We start from the raw sequence: 20317 nt of genomic DNA, 5'->3' as shown, positions 1-20317 counted from the left end.
CTTTTATAAAGAACCGAGGTCATCTTTAGATTCTTCAATTGCCTTATAGCGGGACTTTTTCTTATAACGCTGTGCCGGCCAAGTCATGGTAAAGCGTGCACCACCCAACTCAGGACTTTGATCCACTTCAATCTTACCGCCAAACCAGAAAGCAATTCGACTGACAATCGACAGGCCTAGACCATAACCCCCAGAGGCACGGGTACGACTATCATCCAGACGTGAGAAAGCTTCAAAGACACGGGCACGATCCTGTTCCGGAATCCCTAGACCATCATCTTCTACACAGATATAAGCCTGGTTATTGGCATCGACACCGCCGCTAATAATGATTTTTTCATCACAATAGCGCACAGCATTACCCACCAAATTTTGGACTACACGATGCAGATAACGACGTTCAGCTTCAACTTCTACATCCATCGGCACCTGATGTAGCTCGACTTTCTTGCCAGTTTTCAGTGCTTCAGTTTCAATTGCCACCTGATCCAGCACTTCATACAGATTCACCTTCTCGAAATCGAGTGAAGGCGTGCCCTGCTCCAGCTTGGCATAAGTCATGATCTCATCAATCAGCTTGTTCAACGCCTCGATGTCTTTATCGATCTGCTCCATCTGTTGCAGACGATATTCATAGTCATCTTCATCTGCCAGCATTTCCATGGCAAAACGGATACGTGCCACCGGTGTACGCAATTCATGTGACACCGCGCGCATCAGCTCGCGCTGTGCTTCGATCAGACGCTGAATATGATCCGACATAGCGTTATAGCTGGATGCCAGCAAGGCCATTTCATCCTTACCATCAATCGCCAGACGCACCGACATGTTCCCGGACTTCATCTTGTTCAAGGCATAGCTAACTTCACGCAGTTTGCGCTGCATCGGCACCAGCAGACCATAAACCCCCAAACTCAGTACAAACATACTCAGCAAGGTAATCCCGGCTGCTAACTGGAATGGCATCCAGTTAAACAGTGGCACTGGACCCATGACCAGCACTTCAGATACTGAGCTTGGAATTGGTGAAACAATCGAAATGGTCGTACCGCGAATGGTGGCACTGTCACGATAAAGAATAATGCTGTGATCTAGACGTAGACGACCAATCTGCTCTGAATCTAGCGGCAGACTTTGTACATCTTGAATACTGATTGGATAAGAGAAGTAGTTCTGGATTTTTTCCAGATATTGTTTTTCTTGACCTGGGTAATACACCAGATAGTCCAGAATAAACACCGGAAGCGCCTTCATCTGGCGCTCGGTAATATTGTCTGCCTTTATATAAAGGAAATGCTTGGGATCATCACGCAGTCCAATAACCACATAAGCCACCGAGGTTTGTGCATCCCAACGCACCACCGCTTTACGGTCTTCGATCCGGCGTTTCTCTGCACGAGTCAGATCAACTTTTTCAGCTTCAACATAATAGATGGGAAGCTCCAGCAAATCTGAAGCATCCGAGATCCAGTCGAGTTTCTGCTGGGTATTTGGTTGGCGCGCAACCCCTTCACTCATGATATAGGCCATACCATCAGTCAAGGACTCACGATATACCTGCGCCCGCTGGTAGTTAATAATTTGTACCAACAGATAGCCGAACAGAGTCACCAGGAGAACCAGAATGACCAGTCCTGCATAAATACGCAAAAATATATTGTGCTTAAACACTTATAAGCTTTCCCGCTTATTCAGCTTAGGAATGGCATGCATTACATGCCATTGGTTTCTTTAACGAACAGGTAACCTTTACTACGCACTGTTTTAATACGTTTCGGGTTTTCTGGATCATCACCAATTTTCGGACGGATGCGCGAAATACGGACATCAATCGAACGGTCCTGGCCATCATATTCGATGCCACGCAGACGCTCAAAAATATCTTCGCGGGAAAGAATACGACCTGCATTTGATGCAAGCAACCATAACAGATCATATTCTGCACTGGTAAAGTCCACCAGCTCACCATTTAAGGTCACAGAACGGCCACCGTTGTCGATCACCAGATCATCAAATTCGATGCGCTGAGCCACTTCATCTTCAGGCACTTTATCTGTACGGCGTAATAAAGCACGGATACGCGCTAATAGTACACGTGGCTGAACCGGTTTAGCGACATAGTCGTCCGCACCCATTTCCAGACCCAATACCTGGTCCATGTCTTCAGTACGTGCAGTCAACATCAAAATTGGTTGATGATAATGTGGTCGAACTTCACGACAAATGGTCAAACCATCAGCACCTGGCAACATGACATCTAAAACCACCATGTCTGGTTGCTCGGCGATAATGCGGCGAATCGCACGATTACCGTCGGGCTCTACCCCTACCTCAAGTCCGTTACGAATAAGATATTCTTGAGTTAAACGAGCAAGACGCTCATCATCTTCAACGATTAGAATTTTGGGTAACTTTTCTTCTTGGCTCATATATTGTGCACCTTTATTCGATGGACGTATCCTTTTGAAATCTGATAGATACGGTGGATATAGCAAGCAATATACACACGTTTACATTGTAAACAAGATAGCGTTCACCAAACTGATACATCAAAGTAGCATTTTGTAATATTTTTTTGCAGATATTTCTGTTAGCGACATTTTTTATACAGAACGAGGGTCAAAACTGAGCTAGGCAACCGTTTATCTGAATAAAAAATAGCTTCCAATTCGCTCAAAAAAAGTTATCCACAATGTTATCTATAAGCACTTTTTGCCAGCTTTGTTATGCTATGCCTTGCCAAATAAGGCTTGCACCAAGATGATAAAAAAAAGGATTTTTTAATAAAGTTTCTCAGGTTGTTTCACTAAAATATTTATTAAAATGTCAATATTGATCTACCCTAAATTTTCCCGTATCTTGTGTTCAATTAATTTTTAAACCACTAGGTATTGTGTTTATTCCTCAAACACTGTGGCATAGAAATTGCCCGGTTCAAATGGTCCATAAACATAAAAATAGATGACAATGGAGCTATGCTAAAATGAGCGTAATTACTTCAACTCCTGGTCAACTTCAGGTGATTAAACGCACCGGTGATGTTGCCACTTTTGATGCAGAAAAAATTTCTGTCGCAATTGGTAAGGCTTTTTTGGCTGTTGAAGGCCAACAAAGTGCTGACTCGAGCCGTATCCACGATCGTATCGAGCAGCTGACGGAAATGGTCATGAACACTTTCAAACGTCGCTTGCCTTCTGGTGGGACGATTCACATTGAAGAAATCCAGGATCAGGTTGAACTTGCGCTTATGCGTACTGGCGAACAAAAAGTTGCGCGTGCCTATGTCATCTATCGCGAACAACGTTCTGACGCTCGTAAGCAACTGGGTGCTAACCATCACCCTACCCTGCAAATCACGGATGCCGCTGGCAAGCTCAAACCGCTTGACCTGAGCCAACTGACTGCAACTGTTGCTAAAGCTGCTGAAGGCCTCGAAGGCATCGACGTTCAGGCGATTGTCGATGAGACCGTGAAAAACCTATATAACGGCGTAAAAGAGTCAGACATCTCTACAACAATGATGATGGCGACACGTACCCGTATCGAACAAGAACCAAACTATACTTACGTGACTGCGCGTCTATTACGTAATGACCTGGTGGCAACTGGTTTAGAATTCTTGGGTCTACCTGCAGATACAGTGGAAGGCGAAGCGCTAGAAACTTACCTGAAAAAAGGGATTGAGCTAGAACTTCTTTCACCTGAATTATTAAACTTTGATCTGGCTAAACTAGCTGCAGCGATTCAACCTGAACGTTCAAACCAGTTTACTTACCTAGGTCTGCAAACATTATTTGACCGTTACTTCATCCACTCTGATGGCGTACGTTTCGAATTGCCGCAATTATTCTTCATGCGTGTTTCAATGGGTCTTGCACTCAATGAAGAAAACCGTGAAGAGCGTGCAATCGAGTTCTATAACTTATTGTCTAGCTTCGACTACATGGCATCTACGCCGACCCTGTTTAACTCAGGTACGCTACGTCCACAGTTGTCTAGCTGCTACTTAACAACTATTGATGATGACCTGTTTGACATCTATGGCGCGATGCGTGATAACGCAATGCTGTCTAAATGGGCAGGCGGTTTAGGTAATGACTGGACACCAGTTCGTGCCTTGAACTCTTACATCAAAGGGACTAACGGCAAATCTCAAGGTGTTGTTCCATTTCTTAAAGTAGCGAACGATACTGCAGTTGCGGTGAACCAAGGCGGTAAGCGTAAAGGTGCAGTATGTGCATACCTTGAAACTTGGCACTTGGATATCGAAGAATTCCTGGAACTGCGTAAGAACACTGGTGATGACCGTCGTCGTACCCACGACATGAACACTGCGAACTGGGTTCCTGACCTGTTCATGCAACGTGTATTTGAAGATGCTGAATGGACACTGTTCACGCCTTCTGAAACGCCTGATCTACATGATTTGACTGGTGCAGAATTCGCTGAGCGTTATGCTTACTACGAAAGCATTGCCAAAGAAACAAACATGTTGCACAAGAAAATCCGTGCAAAAGATTTGTGGCGCAAAATGCTGTCTATGCTGTTCGAAACAGGTCACCCTTGGATCACATTCAAAGACGTATGTAACCTGCGTTCACCACAACAACACGTGGGTGTAGTTCACTCTTCTAACTTGTGTACAGAAATTACGCTGAACACTAGCAAAGAAGAAATTGCAGTATGTAACTTAGGTTCAATCAACCTGGTACAACACGTTCAAGGCGGCAAGCTGGATCGTGAAAAACTTGCTCGTACAGTGAAAACAGCTGTTCGTATGCTCGACAATGTGATCGACATCAACTACTACGCTGTTCCTCAAGCACGCAACTCAAACCTGAAACACCGTCCAGTCGGTATGGGTATCATGGGCTTCCAGGATGCTTTATACGAAATGAACCTTGCTTATGGTTCTGAAGCTGCGGTTGAGTTTGCTGATGAATCAATGGAAGTGATTTCTTACTACGCGATTTCAACTTCAAGTGACCTTGCTGTTGAACGCGGTACGTATGAAACATTCAAAGGTTCATTGTGGGATCAAGGTATTTTACCAATCGACTCACTTGACCTGGTTGCGAAAACTCGTCCAGAACGCATGTTCGAAGTAGACCGCACTCAACGTCTGGACTGGGACACATTACGTACCAAAGTTCAAAAAGACGGTATGCGTAACTCGAACGTAATGGCGATTGCTCCGACTGCAACAATTTCAAACATCTGTGGCGTGTCTCAGTCTATTGAACCTACATTCCAGAACTTGTATGTGAAATCTAACCTTTCTGGTGAATTCACAGTAATCAACCCGTACCTGGTACGTGCGTTGAAAGAACGTGGTCTTTGGGATGCGGTAATGGTCAACGACCTGAAACACTTCGAAGGTTCTGTTCAGAAGATTTCTCGTATTCCTGAAGAGCTTAAAGCGATCTTCGCGACTGCGTTTGAAGTTGAAACTCGCTGGATTGTAGATGCTGCGTCACGTCGTCAAAAATGGATCGACCAAGCTCAGTCTCTTAACCTTTACATCGCTGGTGCAAACGGTAAGAAACTGGACATCACTTACAAGATGGCTTGGTTACGTGGTCTTAAAACCACTTATTACCTACGTGCATTAGGCGCAACTTCTGCTGAGAAATCTACAATTAACACTGGCGCATTGAATGCAGTTAAACCTGCAACGGTTGCAGCCCCTGTTGTTGCAGCACCAGTCGTTGAAGAAAAACCTGAAGTTCCTGCAGAGGAAGAAGGGTTTGCTCAAGCAGCACCAGTGCCAATGGCATGTTCAATTGACAACCCTGATTGTGAGGCTTGCCAATAATTGGTGAGTTTCTAATCCACCCCGACCCTCCTTTTTCAAAGGAGGGAGATTCTTCGAAGCAAATGGCGGGATGCAAGTCCCCCTTTGCAAAAGGTGAGCAGCACTGCTGCGCAAGAGGGGGATTAAAAAATTTGAAAGAAATTTAGCGATGATTATTCCAATAGTCATAGCTCTCAAAAACTAAGCAACTCCAACTGCAAGGTTTATGAGTTAAATTTTAGACATAAAAAAAGGGAATCCTCCAACAGATCCCCTTTCCAGTCTAAGAAGCGAGTTCTTCGACATATTGCTTCGCAAAAAGCAGGTAAATAATCGCCTGATCTCGCAATATCGTCAAGGACTTTTAAGTAACAACTGTCCAACATATATACGAGGTAAAGCAAAATGACAGTTTATTCTATAAGTTATGACTTAAATAAATCAGGACAAAATTATGATGGGCTAATCAAAGAGCTTAAAAAGTTTGATGGTTGGTGTAATCCTATGAAATCCTATTGGTTAATTTGTTCTAATAAAACAGCAAACCAAGTTTATGAAATACTTAAGAAATATCTGGATAAAAATGACAGGATTCTAGTAATGGAAGCCTCAAAAAACCATTCAGGTTGGCTTTCTAAAGAAGCTTGTGATTGGATAAATAAACATATTTAAATATGTTTATAAATAAAGGAAACCACCATGCCGCATATGACTCACGATTACATGTTAGGACTTGTGGCACTGGTCATTTCCTTTGTATTGACCTTTTATTTGCCAATTGCCTATTTTTGGCTAAAGGCTCATAAATCGCGCAAGCAAAATAAGTAGTGGGGATATTTGCTCTTCCGTACAAAAGCAGAGCAGTCATCGACAAAACTTAATTTTGCTTACATAAATTGAGCGTATAGTAGGACATTTCAGCGAGGCTGAATGTCTAATAAAAGATATAAGCATCGAAGAGAGAACTGATATGTCTATCCTAAGTTGGGACGATTTCGAAGATGATTCGCAAAAACCAGCTGCACAAACACAGCAGCCTGCGCCCGTCGAGCCGCAAAAAGCGACTAATCCACAGATGGTATCTGATGCAAGCAACGCATCGTCGAATGTGGCAGCTGCACAACCCATTAGAGCCACTCAAAACAGAGGATCAAATCCAACCGATTCGCTGGCAAGAGCATCTGCTTCCCTAGAACAACTTGATGTTGCTCCAGGCTTGGAAGAGCTTGAAATGGGCGCGCAACGAGTTCAAGTTGACGACAAGGCAATGATTAACTGTCGTGCGGACTTGAACCAGCTTGTACCATTCAAATACGAGTGGGCTTGGCAGAAATATCTAGACGGTTGTGCAAACCACTGGATGCCACAAGAAGTGAACATGAACCACGACATCGCGTTATGGAAGTCTGAAAATGGCTTGACTGAAGATGAGCGTACCATCGTTATGCGTTCACTTGGTTTCTTCTCGACTGCTGACTCACTGGTAGCAAACAACCTGGTATTGGCGATTTACCGTCACATTACCAACCCTGAATGCCGTCAGTACATCTTGCGTCAAGCATTTGAAGAAGCGATTCATACACATGCTTACCAATACTGTATCGAATCTTTAGGTATGGATGAAGGCGAAGTCTTCAACATGTACCGCGAAGTACCGTCAGTTGCACGTAAAGCTGCGTGGGGACTGAAATATACTCAGTCTTTAAGTGATCCTACTTTCAAAACTGGTACTCCTGAAAACGACCAGATCCTGCTTCGCAACCTGATCGCATTCTACTGTGTACTTGAAGGTATCTTCTTCTACTGTGGTTTCAGTCAGATCCTGTCTATGGGCCGTCGTAACAAGATGAATGGTGTTGCTGAGCAATTCCAGTATATCCTGCGTGATGAGTCTATGCACCTGAACTTCGGTATCGACATGATCAACCAGATCAAGATCGAGAACCCGAACCTGTGGACAACTGAGTTCCAGGAAGAAATCATCCAGATGATTCTTGAAGGCACCATGCTGGAAATTGAATACGCACGTGACACGATGCCACGCGGTGTACTTGGTATGAATGCTGGCATGATGGAAGAATATCTGAAGTTCATTGCGAACCGTCGACTGGCACAGTTGGGCTTGCCTGAACAGTTCGCTGGTGTGAATAACCCATTCCAGTGGATGTCAGAGATGATGGACTTGCGTAAAGAGAAGAATTTCTTCGAAACGCGTGTAACAGATTACCAAACTGGCGGTGCGTTAAGCTGGTAAGGTTTAGCTTAAAATGACCCGATATCTGTCATTTTAGCTTTAAATAAAAAGCCACCCTTGCGGTGGCTTTTTTGTGATCTGAGCGATCGACTTTAAATCCCACGATTTATTTCAACCGCTTCCCTGCTTCATCAATGATCATTTCTCCGTCTTCTTTGTTAAAAGCTGCGCGCTGCGGAGCGGAAAGAATATCTAAAACAACTTCTGATGGTCGGCACAATCTCACACCCAGTTCAGTCACCACAAATGGACGATTAATCAAAATCGGATGTTGCAGCATGAAATCAATCAATTGATGATCTGTCCAATCACTGCTTTCCAAATTCAGTTCTTCATAAGGCTTCACGTTTTTACGAATCGCTTCGCGTACCGACAGACCCGCATCCTGAATTAACTGAATCAGTTCTTCTTTGGTTGGTAGTGTTTTCAGATATTCAATCACCTGTGGTTCCTCACCGGTATTGCGGATCAGGGCCAAGGTATTTCGAGAGGTTCCACATTCGGGATTATGATAAATCTTGATCTTTTGCGACATGACTTTTCTCAGTAAATAAACAATATTGCTTTTATATATGGATATCCGTATATTCGCAATAGTAAATATATCAGGATATCGCGATGCATCAGACCGATTTTTTCAAATGTCTTGCCGATTCAACACGTTTAGATATTTTAAAGCTGGTCATGGCCAAACAGAATGTCTGCGTCTGTGAATTCACAGAGCAATTAAATCTGAGCCAACCCAAAATTTCCCGCCATCTGGCTTTATTGAGAAATCTGGGTGTGTTGCTGGATCAACGCCAAGGGCAATGGGTTTATTACCGTTTAAATCCTGAGTTGCCGGTCTGGGCAAATGAAGTGTTAAAAGTCATCGCACAAGATCCGGAAATTCAAAAATTAAAATCCACCATTTCAACATCTTGTGAATTATCCTGAGCCCAATATCATGTCTGCTTCAAAAATGTCATTTTTAGATAAAAATCTGACCATATGGATTTTTATCGCCATGCTGCTGGGGATCGGGATTGGGGTTTTCTTTCCTCAGGCGTCGATTGCCTTAGACCGCATGAGTATTGATTCGGTCAATATTCCGATTGCCATCGGTCTCATTATCATGATGTATCCGCCACTTGCCAAAGTGGACTATGCCACCTTGCCGCAGGTATTTAAGGATAAACGCACCCTCACCCTGTCTCTGGTTCAAAACTGGCTGATTGCACCCTGCCTGATGTTTGCATTGGCGCTGATTTTCCTGCAATCCTATCCTGAATATATGACGGGTGTCATCCTGATCGGCTTGGCGCGTTGTATTGCCATGGTGCTGGTTTGGAATGGTCTGGCGTGTGGCGATAACCAGTATGTGGCCGGACTGGTGGCATTTAACAGTATTTTCCAGATCCTATTTTTCAGTACTTATGCCTGGCTATTTTTGACTTTCTTGCCACCTTATTTTGGTGTTGAAGCACAGGTAATTGATGTCAGCTTCTGGACGATTACCCACGCAGTTCTGGTTTATCTGGGTATTCCATTTTTACTGGGCTTTTTGACACGTTTGATTCTGGTCAAGCAAAAAGGTCTGGAATGGTATCAAACACAGTTTATTCCAAAAATCAGTCCGCTCAGCCTGCTGGCCCTGTTGTTTACCATTGTTGCCATGTTTAGCCTTAAAGGCGGTGATGTGGTCAGCCTGCCACTGGATGTGCTCAGAATTGCCATTCCCTTGACCATTTATTTCGTAGTGATGTTCTTTATCAGCTTCTTTATGAGCAAGTGGATGGGCAATGATTATCCTAAAACTGCGGCTATTTCTTTCACCGCAGCGGGCAACAATTTTGAACTGGCGCTGGCAGTTGCGATTGCCACTTTTGGTCTCGCGTCCCCTGTGGCATTCACCACCGTGATTGGCCCTTTGGTTGAAGTTCCGGTTCTGATTGCGCTGGTCAGCGTTTCATTATGGCTAAGAAAAAAAGTGTTTAAAGAGGCATAACCCGATGGATCTCCCGAATATCAATGTGAATCTGCTAGAAACACCAACACTGGACAAAGTTCAGGCTAAAGCGCTGGATCATCCACCTCGCATTCTGCTGCTGTATGGTTCAAACCGTGACAGATCCTACAGCCGACTGGCCGTTCAGGAAGCCGGCCGGATACTGGAATATTTTGGCGCTGAGGTCAGCATCTTCCATCCCAAAGGATTACCCTTACCGGAGGATGCAGATACGAGTCACCCTAAGGTAAAAGAACTGCATGAGCTTTTGGCCTGGTCAGAAGGCATGGTCTGGTGTTCACCGGAACGTCATGGTTCGATGAGTTCGATTTTAAAAGCCCAGATTGACTGGATTCCTCTGGCAGCCGGTGCAATTCGTGCGACCCAAGGCAAGACACTGGCCGTGATGCAGGTTTGTGGTGGTTCGCAATCCTTTAATGCGGTGAATCAGTTGCGTGTTTTAGGGCGCTGGATGCGGATGATCACCATTCCAAATCAGTCTTCTGTACCGAAAGCTTTTCTCGAATTTGAAGAAGATGGTCGAATGAAAGCATCGCCTTATTACAACCGCATTGTGGATGTGATGGAAGAACTCTACAAGTTCACTCTCCTCACCCGCGGTCAATCTGCTTATCTCACCGACCGATATTCTGAACGGGTGGAAAGTGCCGAAGAATTATCGAAACGGGTGAATCAGAAAACGATCTAGTTGTATCTCAAATCCTCTGATCAACTTTTCAAAGCTTAAATATTAAAAAATCCCACTCAAGAAGCGGGATTTTTTATTTTGAAAATTGAGCAGCCACAAATTATTTTAATTAAAACGCTTTGGTTATACTCAATCCGGCACTCCAGTTTCGCCCCTCTGCTGGCTCATAGAAGCGCCCATTACTTTCATTGACGATCACTGAACCTGAATAGTCTTTATCAAATAGGTTATCTACACGGGCAAAGGTCTTCATGGACCAGTCTTTTACGGACCAGTTATAACCCACGTTTGCACCAGCAACGGTATAGCTTGGTGCATATTGCGAGTTAATGTCGTTGACATAAATCCGGTCTGAGTAACGCACATCTATACCCGCACTTAAGCCATTTTCAGGTTTCCAGCCTAAAGCAAGAAAAGCCTGATTTTTGGCAATACCGGGAATATAGTTGCCTGCCTCAACTCTCGACACTGCAATACTACCATTCTGATTTAGAATTTCAGAAATATCTGCATCAAACGTGGCGTCGATATAGCTATAACTGGCTTGAGCAGTGAGATCATGCCAGAGGTCTTTACTCCAGGAAAGTTCTAACCCTTTTCTTAAGGTTTTATCTGCATTGCGGAATGTTGCTTTACCACCCACATTTCTCAAAGGAACAATATCATCTTTAGTCACGGTATAAAAAACTGCAGCCGCAAATTCCCCAAATTGGTTATCTGATTTCAGGCCAATCTCATATGTTTCACTTTCTGCTGCTTTTAAGCCCAATGTTTCATTACTGCCATCTGCCGGATAGGCCATTTCCGTAAACGTCGGTGTTTCAAAACCTTGTGCATAGCTACCATAGATCATTGCATCAGGAATAATTTTCCAACTTAAAGCGACTGAAGGCAAAAGCTTTTCATAAGTGGTTTTACCAGAGTTATCGCCATTTTCCCCGACGGTATAATGATCCTCAGTTTTAAAATGCACATTGCTGTAACGTAGCCCCGCATCTAAAGTCCAGTCTGGAGCAAAGTTATAAGAAGCTTGCAAATATGGATCGGCGTTCCAAAGTGTATTGTCTTCATTACGGCGAAGTTCACCTTTAATACCCAACACATCACTGACAAAGTTCTGATAGCCTTTACGATCGTCAGTCATGCCATCTACGGCGACACCGGCAATCAGTTTGGTATTAGGTAGAATGTCCTTGCCTGTCCAACGCAAGTCAGCCCCATAAAACTGACGGTCAAAATCAATTACCCCACCCGCATGGTTCACACCACCTTGGGCAGTGCTTGGAATAGATTGATACTGGGTAACTTCACGCTGCCCCCAATATGCCATTCCATACAGTTCATGCTGATCATTGATTGGCTTATTCCAGGTTAATCCTGTTTGAAACTGCTCAATCTCTTTTCTTGCATTATAAAGCAGAACATTATTGGCAACCTGTTTAGGGTTGGTTTTCCATTGCTCTCGAGTTAAACCACCTGGATCATCGGCTTCAATTTTGACGTAGTTATTGACCCAATTAATCTTACTTCCGTCTTCCAGGTCCCAAGTCAGTTTGGCATTGTTCAAGACTTTATGCGCACTGCTGTGGTCACGGAAACCATCGGTATCAAAATAAGATGAACTGATGACATAACTTGGCTCAGAGGCATCCTCTGAACCACCTTGCAACACCAGATTGGTTTGTCCTTTATTTTGACTACCACCTGAGTATCCCAGGGTCACTGAATCTGGTCCTTGCCCTTCACGGCTTTGAGTCAGAATGGTGCCGCCAGATGAGTTGCCATACAGTGATGAAAATGGTCCGCTTAATACTTCGATATGATCCAGACTGTTCAGATCAATATTAGAAGTTTGTCCCTGCCCATCCGGCATAGTCGCAGGAATCCCATCTACATATAAACGTACTCCACGCACACCAAAAGTCGAGCGTGCTCCAAAACCGCGCATGGAAATTTGCAGGTCCTGGGCATAGTTTTCCCGGTTATTCAGCTGCAAACCCGGCACACCTTTTAGAGTTTCAGACAGGTTTACATTCATGCTTTGCTGTTCTGGCTGATTCAGATAATAAGCAGATGCCGGTGTTTCGAGAACAGCACGGTCTGTACGGGTCGCTTCCACTACAATCGGCGCAAGTTGTTGCACCTCTTTCACCGTTTCTTCTGCATAAATTCCCTGACTAATACAGGCAATCAAACAGGACAAAGTCGATTTCATCGGCAACCGCGTGGTATGAAGGTGCATAGCTAATATTCCTGATATCTGGCATCTGTTCATGCCAGGGGAGCCAAAATATTTTTAAAGTGTTTTTTGCTGATGCTTGAATCATCAGTATGATCAGTCAGGTTGATACATCGATCTTAAAAGATGCTTGTTTAAATAAACCTGAAATAAGATCATCATTGCTTATTAAAGCTTTATTCTCATAACAGCTGGTATTTTGCATAAAAAAGCCTGACGAATCAGGCTTTTTTACACTAAGTATAAAACTTAATTACTTGTTGTCCGGTAATGCATAGGCAACTAAAGAATCACCCATTTTGGTACCGAAAGAACCATGACCACCGGCCATGATGACAACGTACTGTTTACTATTGGCTTCATAAGTCATTGGAGTTGCCTGACCACCTGCTGGCAGACGACCTTTCCATAACTCATCACCATTGTTAACGTTAATAGCACGGATATAGTTGTCTTGAGTACCGCCGACGAACATCACATTACCCGCAGTCGAAATTGGACCACCCAGCATTGGCACACCCATTTTGAACGGTGGCAATGGGATACCCGGCATACTGTCACGAATCGTACCAATACGACGTTTCCAAGCGATTTCATGAGTTGTCAGATCTACACCCGCCACATAACCCCATGCAGGCTGTTTACATGGCAAGCCAAATGGAGACAGGAAGGCATTGATTTCTACGCCATAAGGTACGCCATACATTGGCTGTACACCGGCTTCAGTACCTGCACCTTTGGCAGTTTGCTCACGGTTTGGATCTTGTGGAATCAAGCGAGTCACGAATGGCAAACCAATCGGATTGGTCAATGCGATCTGACGGTCTGGATTGACAGACATACCGCCCCACTCGAACACACCTAGATTACCCGGGAATACCAAAGTACCATTTTCAGATGGGGGCGTATAAATACCGTCATAGTTCAATTTCTTGAATGATACACGACACATCAACTGGTCAAACATAGTGGCGCCCCACATGTCTTTATCAGTTAAGTCATCTTTAGGTGCCAGGTTGAAATCAGAGAATGGTTGAGTTTTTGAATACCACTCGCCTTTGGTTTGTGGACCACGTTTCACAGATTGTGGAACTGGTTTTTCAGTGATCGGAACAATCGCTTCACCTGTACGACGGTCTAATACAAAGGCATTACCGGTTTTGGTTAGCACATAAATCGCTGGAACCACATTCCCGTTTTTGTCTTTGATCTCAGTCAATGTTGGCTGAGCGGGTACGTCCATATCCCAAAGATCATGATGGGTGGTCTGGAAGTTCCATACCAATTTACCGGTAGAGGCATTCAATGCCAGCATAGAATTCGCATAACGCTCATCAAGCTCAGTACGGTGACCACCGTAGATATCCGGTGTACCTACACCAGTTGGTACATAGACGATGTCCAGCTGCGCATCATAAGCCAAAGGTGCCCATGCGTTTGGTGAGTTATGTACAAATTTCTGACCCGGAGCAGGAATCGCATTTGGATCTTCCGCGCCAGTATCAAATACCCATAACAAATCACCAGTATTCACGTCATAACCACGAATCACGCCTGAAGGTTCTTCAGTTGAGTAGTTATCTGTAGTTGAACCTGCGATGATGATGGTTGTACCTGTCACAACTGGAGGTGACGTTGGGTTATAACCGCCTGGATATGGGAATGGCATGTCTTTTTGCAGATCGACTTCACCATTGGTACCGAAGTCAGAACATACCTTGCCTGTCGTCGCATTCACAGCTACTAGGCGTCCATCGTTGACTGGCAGAATGACTTTTTGAGGACATTCAGCAGAAGTCGTTGAACGCGCAGACAGACTGCTTTCAAAACCTACAGTATTATTGGCATCATAATAAGATACACCACGGCAGGTTAAGTGCTGGTAAGTATTGTCCGATTTCACCTTCGGATCAAAACGCCATTTTTCCTTACCAGATGCAGGATCAAGAGCAATCAGCTGCTGGTGAGTTGAACACATGAACAGGTTGTTTCCGATTTTGATCGGAGTGACTTGATTGGTAGTTTCACCAGAATCTTTATCTGTTTTTACATCGCCTGTGTGGAATTCCCAAGCCAGCTCCAGATTTTTCACATTATCTGCAGTGATCTGTTTCAATGGAGAATAACGTAGGCCAGATTGAGTACGGCCATAGGCAGGCCAGTCTTCATCAGCAATACCCGGAATAGATTGATGTACTGCAGGCTGCTGGGACTTTAATTCACCACGAATTTCTTGCGGGTCATTAAACACAGAGTAGATCATCACTGCAATGGTAATGGCCAAGGTACTGGTTAGTGCGATTTTGGCACCTTTCGTATCTGCAAAACCACGTGTCACTGCTGGAATTAGAAGTGCTAAACCGAACAGGCCTAAAATATCTAAACGAGGTGCAAGTGCAAAGAAGTCAGAACCAACTTCCCACAGGCCCCAGATCACTGTTCCTAAAACCAGCACGGCATATACGATAAGTGCTGTACTTTTCTGTTTGAATAATAAAACTGCGGTCGCAATAAAGAAAATACCGGCAATGATGTAGTACCAAGACCCACCAAGCGTTGCCAGATAAATCCCTCCGATCAGCAGTACTAAACCGAAAATAGCAGCAATGACTGCCATAATCGTTTTCAGTACTGAACCTGAAGACGAAGTATTCATATTGAACACCTTTGTAAGATTTCTTTTCGTCCATGCAACTTGAATGCATGAACACCATATTGTTAAGTTTTTAGTTCTAAATACATAAGTACCTGAGGCATCTGTTTATCAATGCCCCAAAGTAGTGGAAGAATCAATTGTGTATTTGCAACTAAAAACTCTGCTTAGAACGATGTATTAAATTTGATACCGCCAACCCAGACGTTTTCTCCATTCTTATCTCCACCGACATGATGAACATACTGAAGGTTTGGTCGAATGGTCAGCCAGTTAGTGGCATGCAATCCATAATAGATTTCTGCATCGATTTCTTCACTACGGTCACCCAAGACATCATTGTTCATGTTGATACGAGCGACACCGACAGCGATTTCATCTTTTGGACGGGCATCCATTGCGCCTTTGTAAACAAGGCCAATGTTTTGCATATCGGTTTTTTCATTAGTTTTAGCGTCATGAACAGTAAGATTCACAAAGCCACTTAAACCACGAGATGCATCATCCTGATGTGCAGTCAGTTGTTGTTTAGCCACAACCCAACCGCCGTGGTGATGATCGGTTTCATTAGGATCATTAATTGCGGCCGCCTCAGCTGTGCTGTAGTAATACCCGGCACGGTATTCACCTGGAAGTTTTTGATCACCCAGTTTTGGTGTCCAGACCACTTCAGCTGGGATAATTGCCCCTTTTGAACCATCTGTGCTCAGGTTAAAACCTTTGCCACGATTGTCAGCATTTTCAGGGTTATATTCATAAACACCAACTTGGGTATAGACTTCAGGAGTCACGTTATATTTTACACGCGCTGCCCATTGTGATACTGGCCAGTTATACCATTGGTCACCGACCCAGTTACCGACTTGTGAACCACACAGCGCCAGGTTCTGGAAATCGCAGTCAAAACTGTTAAAGTCTTCACCTTCACCAAAACGACCTACTTTGATGTCCAGTTTTTGGTCCAGGAATTTTTTCTTGATCCAGAAGTCAGTTAAACGCCAGGTTTGACCACGTCCCCATACCTCCTGAACAGAACTTAAATGCCCATTGAGTGCTTCAGAAGTATTGGATAAGTTACGACCATTACGTTCAGTCACGGTAATCTGTGCTTCAGTATCTTTCCAGCCGGCAATTTTTTCCAAATCCAGATGTGCCCCGATCGCAAACTGATCCGCGTATTCAGTACCGTGGTCTGATGATTTTTTAGCATCAATCAGGGTAGCCATTTCGCCAGTGTAGCCAAAGCTAAAATCGTAACCTTGTTGTTGGAGTTGAGTACGCTGACCATTCCAGTCACCAAACATCCACGGACTGTCTGCACTAAATGCATCAGCGGCATGGGTAGTATTTACAAATAGCAAAGCAGCCAAGGACGCGTATACAGCCTTAGATATAGGAGAAAGAGACATGAAATGTGTTACCTTAATCACACGTTTAAGGTGAATATAATCCACCTTTTTGAACTTATTGTTTCAAATTATAGATGAAAGGTATTAATAATGTGAAGAAAACTATTTTTCACCCAAGCATTTACAGCAATAACAAGAAAGTAAAATATTAACTCAAATACTTAATAAATATAAATATTTTAAAATAATCATAGATTACCAAGTTGAATCAAAAAGCCTCTTTAATTTTTCCAAATGGTCAAAATTGGTTTAATTTTCTTATATTTAATTTTTATATTAGGAAATAGTCGAATTTAAAAACATTTTTGGTTAATAGCAAAGGAATTATAAGTAGATATTTATTATCAAAGAGAGAAAAGAATTAAAAAGAGACTCCTAAGAGTCTCCTCATAGTTCTTATTTTCTAGAATAAGGTATTAGTAAATAATATGACCATTAGAAAGCAATTCTTCCAAGTTCGTATTTACCCCTTCAAAAGTAATGAGTTCAACTTTGTCCTGGAACTGTGTACCAGCTCCATCATGGTCAACTGATATCATCGTATTGTTATCGCTAACTTCTACAGAAATATATTCATCAATATTCTCTGCAGTTGTATCTGTTAACAACGCACTTACATCAATGTCATCACCTTCGGTCAAGCTGAAATCAGTCCAGATATCTGTACCATTTCCGCCTGTTGCATCTGTTTCTGCACCTTCCAGTACATTATAAATAACAGTATCTGCACCTAAACTACCAGTAAAGCTATCGTTACTCTCTCCACTTACGTTAGCAACAATTTGATCAATATAATCAGCTAACAGTAAATCACTTGGATCTGCAGGGATACCTGAAATTTCAATTTTTAATTGAGCGCTATCACTACTAATGCCATTAGATAATGTGTAATCAAATATCTCGGTCTGACCAATTGCAGCTTCACCCACTGTTACAGTATATGTAAACTCACCAGTTACTGGATCAATTTCTAAATTACCGTATTCACCTTCAATAATGACAGGATCCGTGACTAATTGACCATCAATTTCGGTCACTGTCGCACCATCTAAAATGTCTGCACCATTGCTATTGTCAGCAAAGATATTCCCTTTCACCTCATAGTTCGCAAAGACTTCATCTGTACCATTAATCCTAATATCCACGCGCTCATAAGCGGTCAATAAATTCGACAAAAGAGGAGCAACTGCCTGATCAACAATATAATCCAACACATTTGTCGGTAAAGCATCTAATAATTCATTCACCACACTAGATAATGGCAAACCTATAACATTGACTGGTAACAAGATAGCTGCAACAGTTGTTGTAAGGGCTTGAGAAACAAGGTTATCACCAAGTACTGTATTAATTGCGCCCAGTATTGCAGCTTGATTCGATGCACCTAGAATTGCACCTTCACCACCCAAATCGCTTATAGCAATTTCCTTAACTAAGCTTGTTAAGACACTGTCATAAGCTTCTACGGCTACGACATAATCCCCTTCAGGCAAATCAGAGAGATTAAGCGTAATCGAATTATTATCTCCTACCACACCCAGCAAATTGACACCGCCAACAGTAACTACGCCAGCTTGTGCATTACCACGTGCAACTTCAACAGATCCATTTTCAGTTTGTTGATAAATCACAACTTGAACAGCTTCACCAATTGAAATGAGGTTATCTTGTTGTACTGTAACTGAGATATTACTTGTCGCACCTTCTGGCACCGTAAAGGTAGTAGTAGAAATATTGCCGCCTAGAATATCTAGGATAGCTACATTTTCAGCGGTAATTTCATTACGCTCTAATCGGGTTTCTTGCCCTAGGTCCAATTCAAACTCATCATCAAAGGCATCAATGTTAGAAGGTGTAATCGGTGGAACTACGATATCAATAAGAGCATCTAGGCGATCTTGCAAGCCGTCTCTTTCAGTACCAACCGGCAATGCATTTACTGCGCCTTGTGCCAGATCCTTCGCATCTTGTGCATCTGCTAATGCATCTTCTAATGCCGCTTGTTCTTCTGGAGTGATCAGACCATCTGTAATGGCATCTGCCAGTGCATCTTCAGCTGCCTGATAGGCTGCTTCAGCTGCATCAACCAGGTCATTGGAAAGATCCAATGGATTTTCGGTGCTGTCATCGATGCCGTTTTCGTTGGCATCATTCACTGGTGGAATCGTGATTGGGGTTAAAACATCCAGGCGACCTTCCAGCGCATCACGGACACCTCCTGCTGTCAAGTCATTCACCGCTGCTTCCGCTACAGATTTTGCCTCTGCTGCAGCATCTGCTGCTGCTTGTAACTGCGCTTGTTCAGCAGGAGTGATTAAACCATCTTCTTGAAGTTCAGCAAGCAAGTCTTCTGCAGCTTTTTGTGCTGCTTCCGCCTCTTCCACCAAAGCTGTTGCTGCTTGCTCTTCAACTGTGTCTTCTACACCATCAGCATCAGCATCATTCACTGGTGGAACTATGATTGGGTCATTGAGATCATCTAGACGATCTTGCAGACGATCTTTATCACTGCCATCTGGTAATGCATTAACAGCATCCTGTGCTTTGTCTTTGGCTGCAGCTGCCGCATCCACAGCATCCTGAATCTGTGCTTGCTCTTCAGGAGTGATCAAACCATCTTTTTGTAATTCATTGAGCAAGTCTTCTGCAGCTTTTTGCTTGTCTTCTGCATCTTTAATTAATGCTTCTGCTGCATCTACCGGATTAGTAACAGGCGAGCCACCACCGTTATTTGAACTACCGCCAGAACTCGCAGCCGCTGCAATACCTCCAACTGCGATTGCTCCTCCAATCCAAGGGAGTAATTCACTTGCTGCTCCGCCCAGGAGAGCTTCTTCAGTAATCGGGTTGTACTTAATTACATCCAATAATTGACCTGAGCTATCCGTAAATTCCGCCCAATACAATTCACCATTATTTCCTTCAAAGGCAAGTAAACTTTCATTCACTGCCGGATCAAAATAGTTTTCTACAACAATTTTTTCGCCATTTTTAAGTGTAATAATCGCGGCATTACCTTCACGGGTAATATTGGCAACATCCTCTATTTTAGCGCCAACTTTAACTATTGAATTTTGATTTAATACTACTGAATCCGCATTTAAACTTTGGATAATTTGTCCATTATCCTTAGCTAATATCTCGATGTTAGCCATGAGAGAAACTCCTGAATATTTTTATGATGAGTTTAGATGTGTATGAATTCCAACCAATTCTTCATATCAGGAGTTATTCGAAGTTAAAACCATAAAAAAAATAAGAATTTATTTGAA

Annotated in this window: 13 protein-coding genes; 6 read left to right on the top strand and 7 right to left on the bottom strand. The window is 43.2% G+C overall.

What is annotated here, in order from left to right; all coding sequences use genetic code 11:
- Positions 1–3: 3 nt before the first annotated feature.
- Both bfmS and bfmR read right to left on the bottom strand, forming a co-directional pair.
- Positions 4–1671 carry a sensor histidine kinase BfmS gene (bfmS, locus tag BS636_RS08490; protein WP_099338364.1) on the bottom strand — a complete coding sequence of 556 codons (1668 nt, stop codon included), beginning with the start codon at positions 1669–1671 and terminating at the stop codon, positions 4–6.
- 41 nt (positions 1672–1712) lie between these two features.
- Positions 1713–2429, bottom strand: coding sequence for a response regulator transcription factor BfmR (gene bfmR, locus BS636_RS08485; protein WP_004891693.1), 717 nt, complete (start codon positions 2427–2429; stop codon positions 1713–1715).
- 554 nt (positions 2430–2983) lie between these two features.
- On the opposite strand from bfmR, the gene BS636_RS08480 reads away from it, so the two are divergent.
- From BS636_RS08480 to BS636_RS08470, 3 genes are all read left to right on the top strand, one after another.
- On the top strand, positions 2984–5815 hold the full coding sequence (locus BS636_RS08480; RefSeq protein ID WP_099338363.1) for a ribonucleoside-diphosphate reductase subunit alpha: 2832 nt from the start codon (positions 2984–2986) through the stop codon (positions 5813–5815).
- A 384-nt stretch (positions 5816–6199) separates the two neighbouring features.
- Positions 6200–6466, top strand: a complete 267-nt coding sequence (locus BS636_RS08475) for a hypothetical protein (RefSeq protein WP_099338362.1) — start codon at positions 6200–6202, stop codon at positions 6464–6466.
- A 298-nt stretch (positions 6467–6764) separates the two neighbouring features.
- The gene (locus BS636_RS08470; protein ID WP_099338361.1) at positions 6765–8048 is read left to right on the top strand and encodes a ribonucleotide-diphosphate reductase subunit beta; all 1284 of its coding nucleotides are present in this window, start codon (positions 6765–6767) and stop codon (positions 8046–8048) included.
- A 106-nt stretch (positions 8049–8154) separates the two neighbouring features.
- On the opposite strand, the gene arsC is transcribed toward BS636_RS08470, so the two are convergent.
- On the bottom strand, positions 8155–8583 hold the full coding sequence (arsC, locus tag BS636_RS08465) for an arsenate reductase (glutaredoxin) (RefSeq protein WP_099338360.1): 429 nt from the start codon (positions 8581–8583) through the stop codon (positions 8155–8157).
- 83 nt (positions 8584–8666) lie between these two features.
- On the opposite strand from arsC, the gene BS636_RS08460 reads away from it, so the two are divergent.
- From BS636_RS08460 to arsH, 3 genes are read left to right on the top strand one after another with little or no spacing between them, the layout of a single operon-like run.
- The gene (locus BS636_RS08460) at positions 8667–8984 is read left to right on the top strand and encodes a metalloregulator ArsR/SmtB family transcription factor (RefSeq protein WP_099338359.1); all 318 of its coding nucleotides are present in this window, start codon (positions 8667–8669) and stop codon (positions 8982–8984) included.
- 10 nt (positions 8985–8994) lie between these two features.
- Positions 8995–10035 carry an ACR3 family arsenite efflux transporter gene (arsB, locus tag BS636_RS08455; protein WP_004814591.1) on the top strand — a complete coding sequence of 347 codons (1041 nt, stop codon included), beginning with the start codon at positions 8995–8997 and terminating at the stop codon, positions 10033–10035.
- A gap of 4 nt (positions 10036–10039) precedes the next feature.
- Positions 10040–10744, top strand: coding sequence for an arsenical resistance protein ArsH (arsH, locus tag BS636_RS08450; protein ID WP_099338358.1), 705 nt, complete (start codon positions 10040–10042; stop codon positions 10742–10744).
- Between the two features lie 109 nt (positions 10745–10853).
- Here the strand turns inward: arsH and BS636_RS08445 are convergent, their stop codons facing one another.
- The 4 genes from BS636_RS08445 to BS636_RS08430 all read right to left on the bottom strand — a co-directional run bounded on the left by BS636_RS08445 (position 10854) and on the right by BS636_RS08430 (position 20200).
- A complete protein-coding gene (locus BS636_RS08445) occupies positions 10854–12986 on the bottom strand; it encodes a TonB-dependent receptor (protein ID WP_099338357.1) in 2133 nt (710 codons plus the stop codon).
- Positions 12987–13236: 250 nt separating this feature from the next.
- On the bottom strand, positions 13237–15639 hold the full coding sequence (locus tag BS636_RS08440; RefSeq protein ID WP_099338356.1) for a glucose/quinate/shikimate family membrane-bound PQQ-dependent dehydrogenase: 2403 nt from the start codon (positions 15637–15639) through the stop codon (positions 13237–13239).
- Positions 15640–15803: 164 nt separating this feature from the next.
- Positions 15804–17045: a carbohydrate porin gene (locus BS636_RS08435; RefSeq protein WP_099338355.1), complete on the bottom strand. Its 1242-nt coding sequence runs from the start codon at positions 17043–17045 to the stop codon at positions 15804–15806.
- A 416-nt stretch (positions 17046–17461) separates the two neighbouring features.
- Positions 17462–20200, bottom strand: a complete 2739-nt coding sequence (locus tag BS636_RS08430; protein ID WP_099338354.1) for a GA-like domain-containing protein — start codon at positions 20198–20200, stop codon at positions 17462–17464.
- Positions 20201–20317: the final 117 nt, after the last annotated feature.

Source organism: Acinetobacter sp. LoGeW2-3 (assembly GCF_002688565.1).
In the GTDB taxonomy this organism is placed as follows: Bacteria; Pseudomonadota; Gammaproteobacteria; order Pseudomonadales; family Moraxellaceae; genus Acinetobacter.
The sequence above is the reverse complement of the archived record's forward strand: the minus strand, read 5'-3'. Positions and strand labels throughout refer to the sequence as shown.

Excerpts from the sequence above, each read along its gene's own strand:
- bfmR (WP_004891693.1), bottom strand. The coding sequence starts at position 2,429 with ATGAGCCAAGAAGAAAAGTTACCCAAAATTCTAATCGTTGAAGATGAT.
- BS636_RS08480 (WP_099338363.1), top strand. The coding sequence starts at position 2,984 with ATGAGCGTAATTACTTCAACTCCTGGTCAACTTCAGGTGATTAAACGC.
- BS636_RS08475 (WP_099338362.1), top strand. The coding sequence starts at position 6,200 with ATGACAGTTTATTCTATAAGTTATGACTTAAATAAATCAGGACAAAAT.
- BS636_RS08470 (WP_099338361.1), top strand. The coding sequence starts at position 6,765 with ATGTCTATCCTAAGTTGGGACGATTTCGAAGATGATTCGCAAAAACCA.
- arsC (WP_099338360.1), bottom strand. The coding sequence starts at position 8,583 with ATGTCGCAAAAGATCAAGATTTATCATAATCCCGAATGTGGAACCTCT.
- BS636_RS08460 (WP_099338359.1), top strand. The coding sequence starts at position 8,667 with ATGCATCAGACCGATTTTTTCAAATGTCTTGCCGATTCAACACGTTTA.
- arsB (WP_004814591.1), top strand. The coding sequence starts at position 8,995 with ATGTCTGCTTCAAAAATGTCATTTTTAGATAAAAATCTGACCATATGG.
- arsH (WP_099338358.1), top strand. The coding sequence starts at position 10,040 with ATGGATCTCCCGAATATCAATGTGAATCTGCTAGAAACACCAACACTG.
- BS636_RS08445 (WP_099338357.1), bottom strand. The coding sequence starts at position 12,986 with ATGCACCTTCATACCACGCGGTTGCCGATGAAATCGACTTTGTCCTGT.
- BS636_RS08440 (WP_099338356.1), bottom strand. The coding sequence starts at position 15,639 with ATGAATACTTCGTCTTCAGGTTCAGTACTGAAAACGATTATGGCAGTC.
- BS636_RS08435 (WP_099338355.1), bottom strand. The coding sequence starts at position 17,045 with ATGTCTCTTTCTCCTATATCTAAGGCTGTATACGCGTCCTTGGCTGCT.
- BS636_RS08430 (WP_099338354.1), bottom strand. The coding sequence starts at position 20,200 with ATGGCTAACATCGAGATATTAGCTAAGGATAATGGACAAATTATCCAA.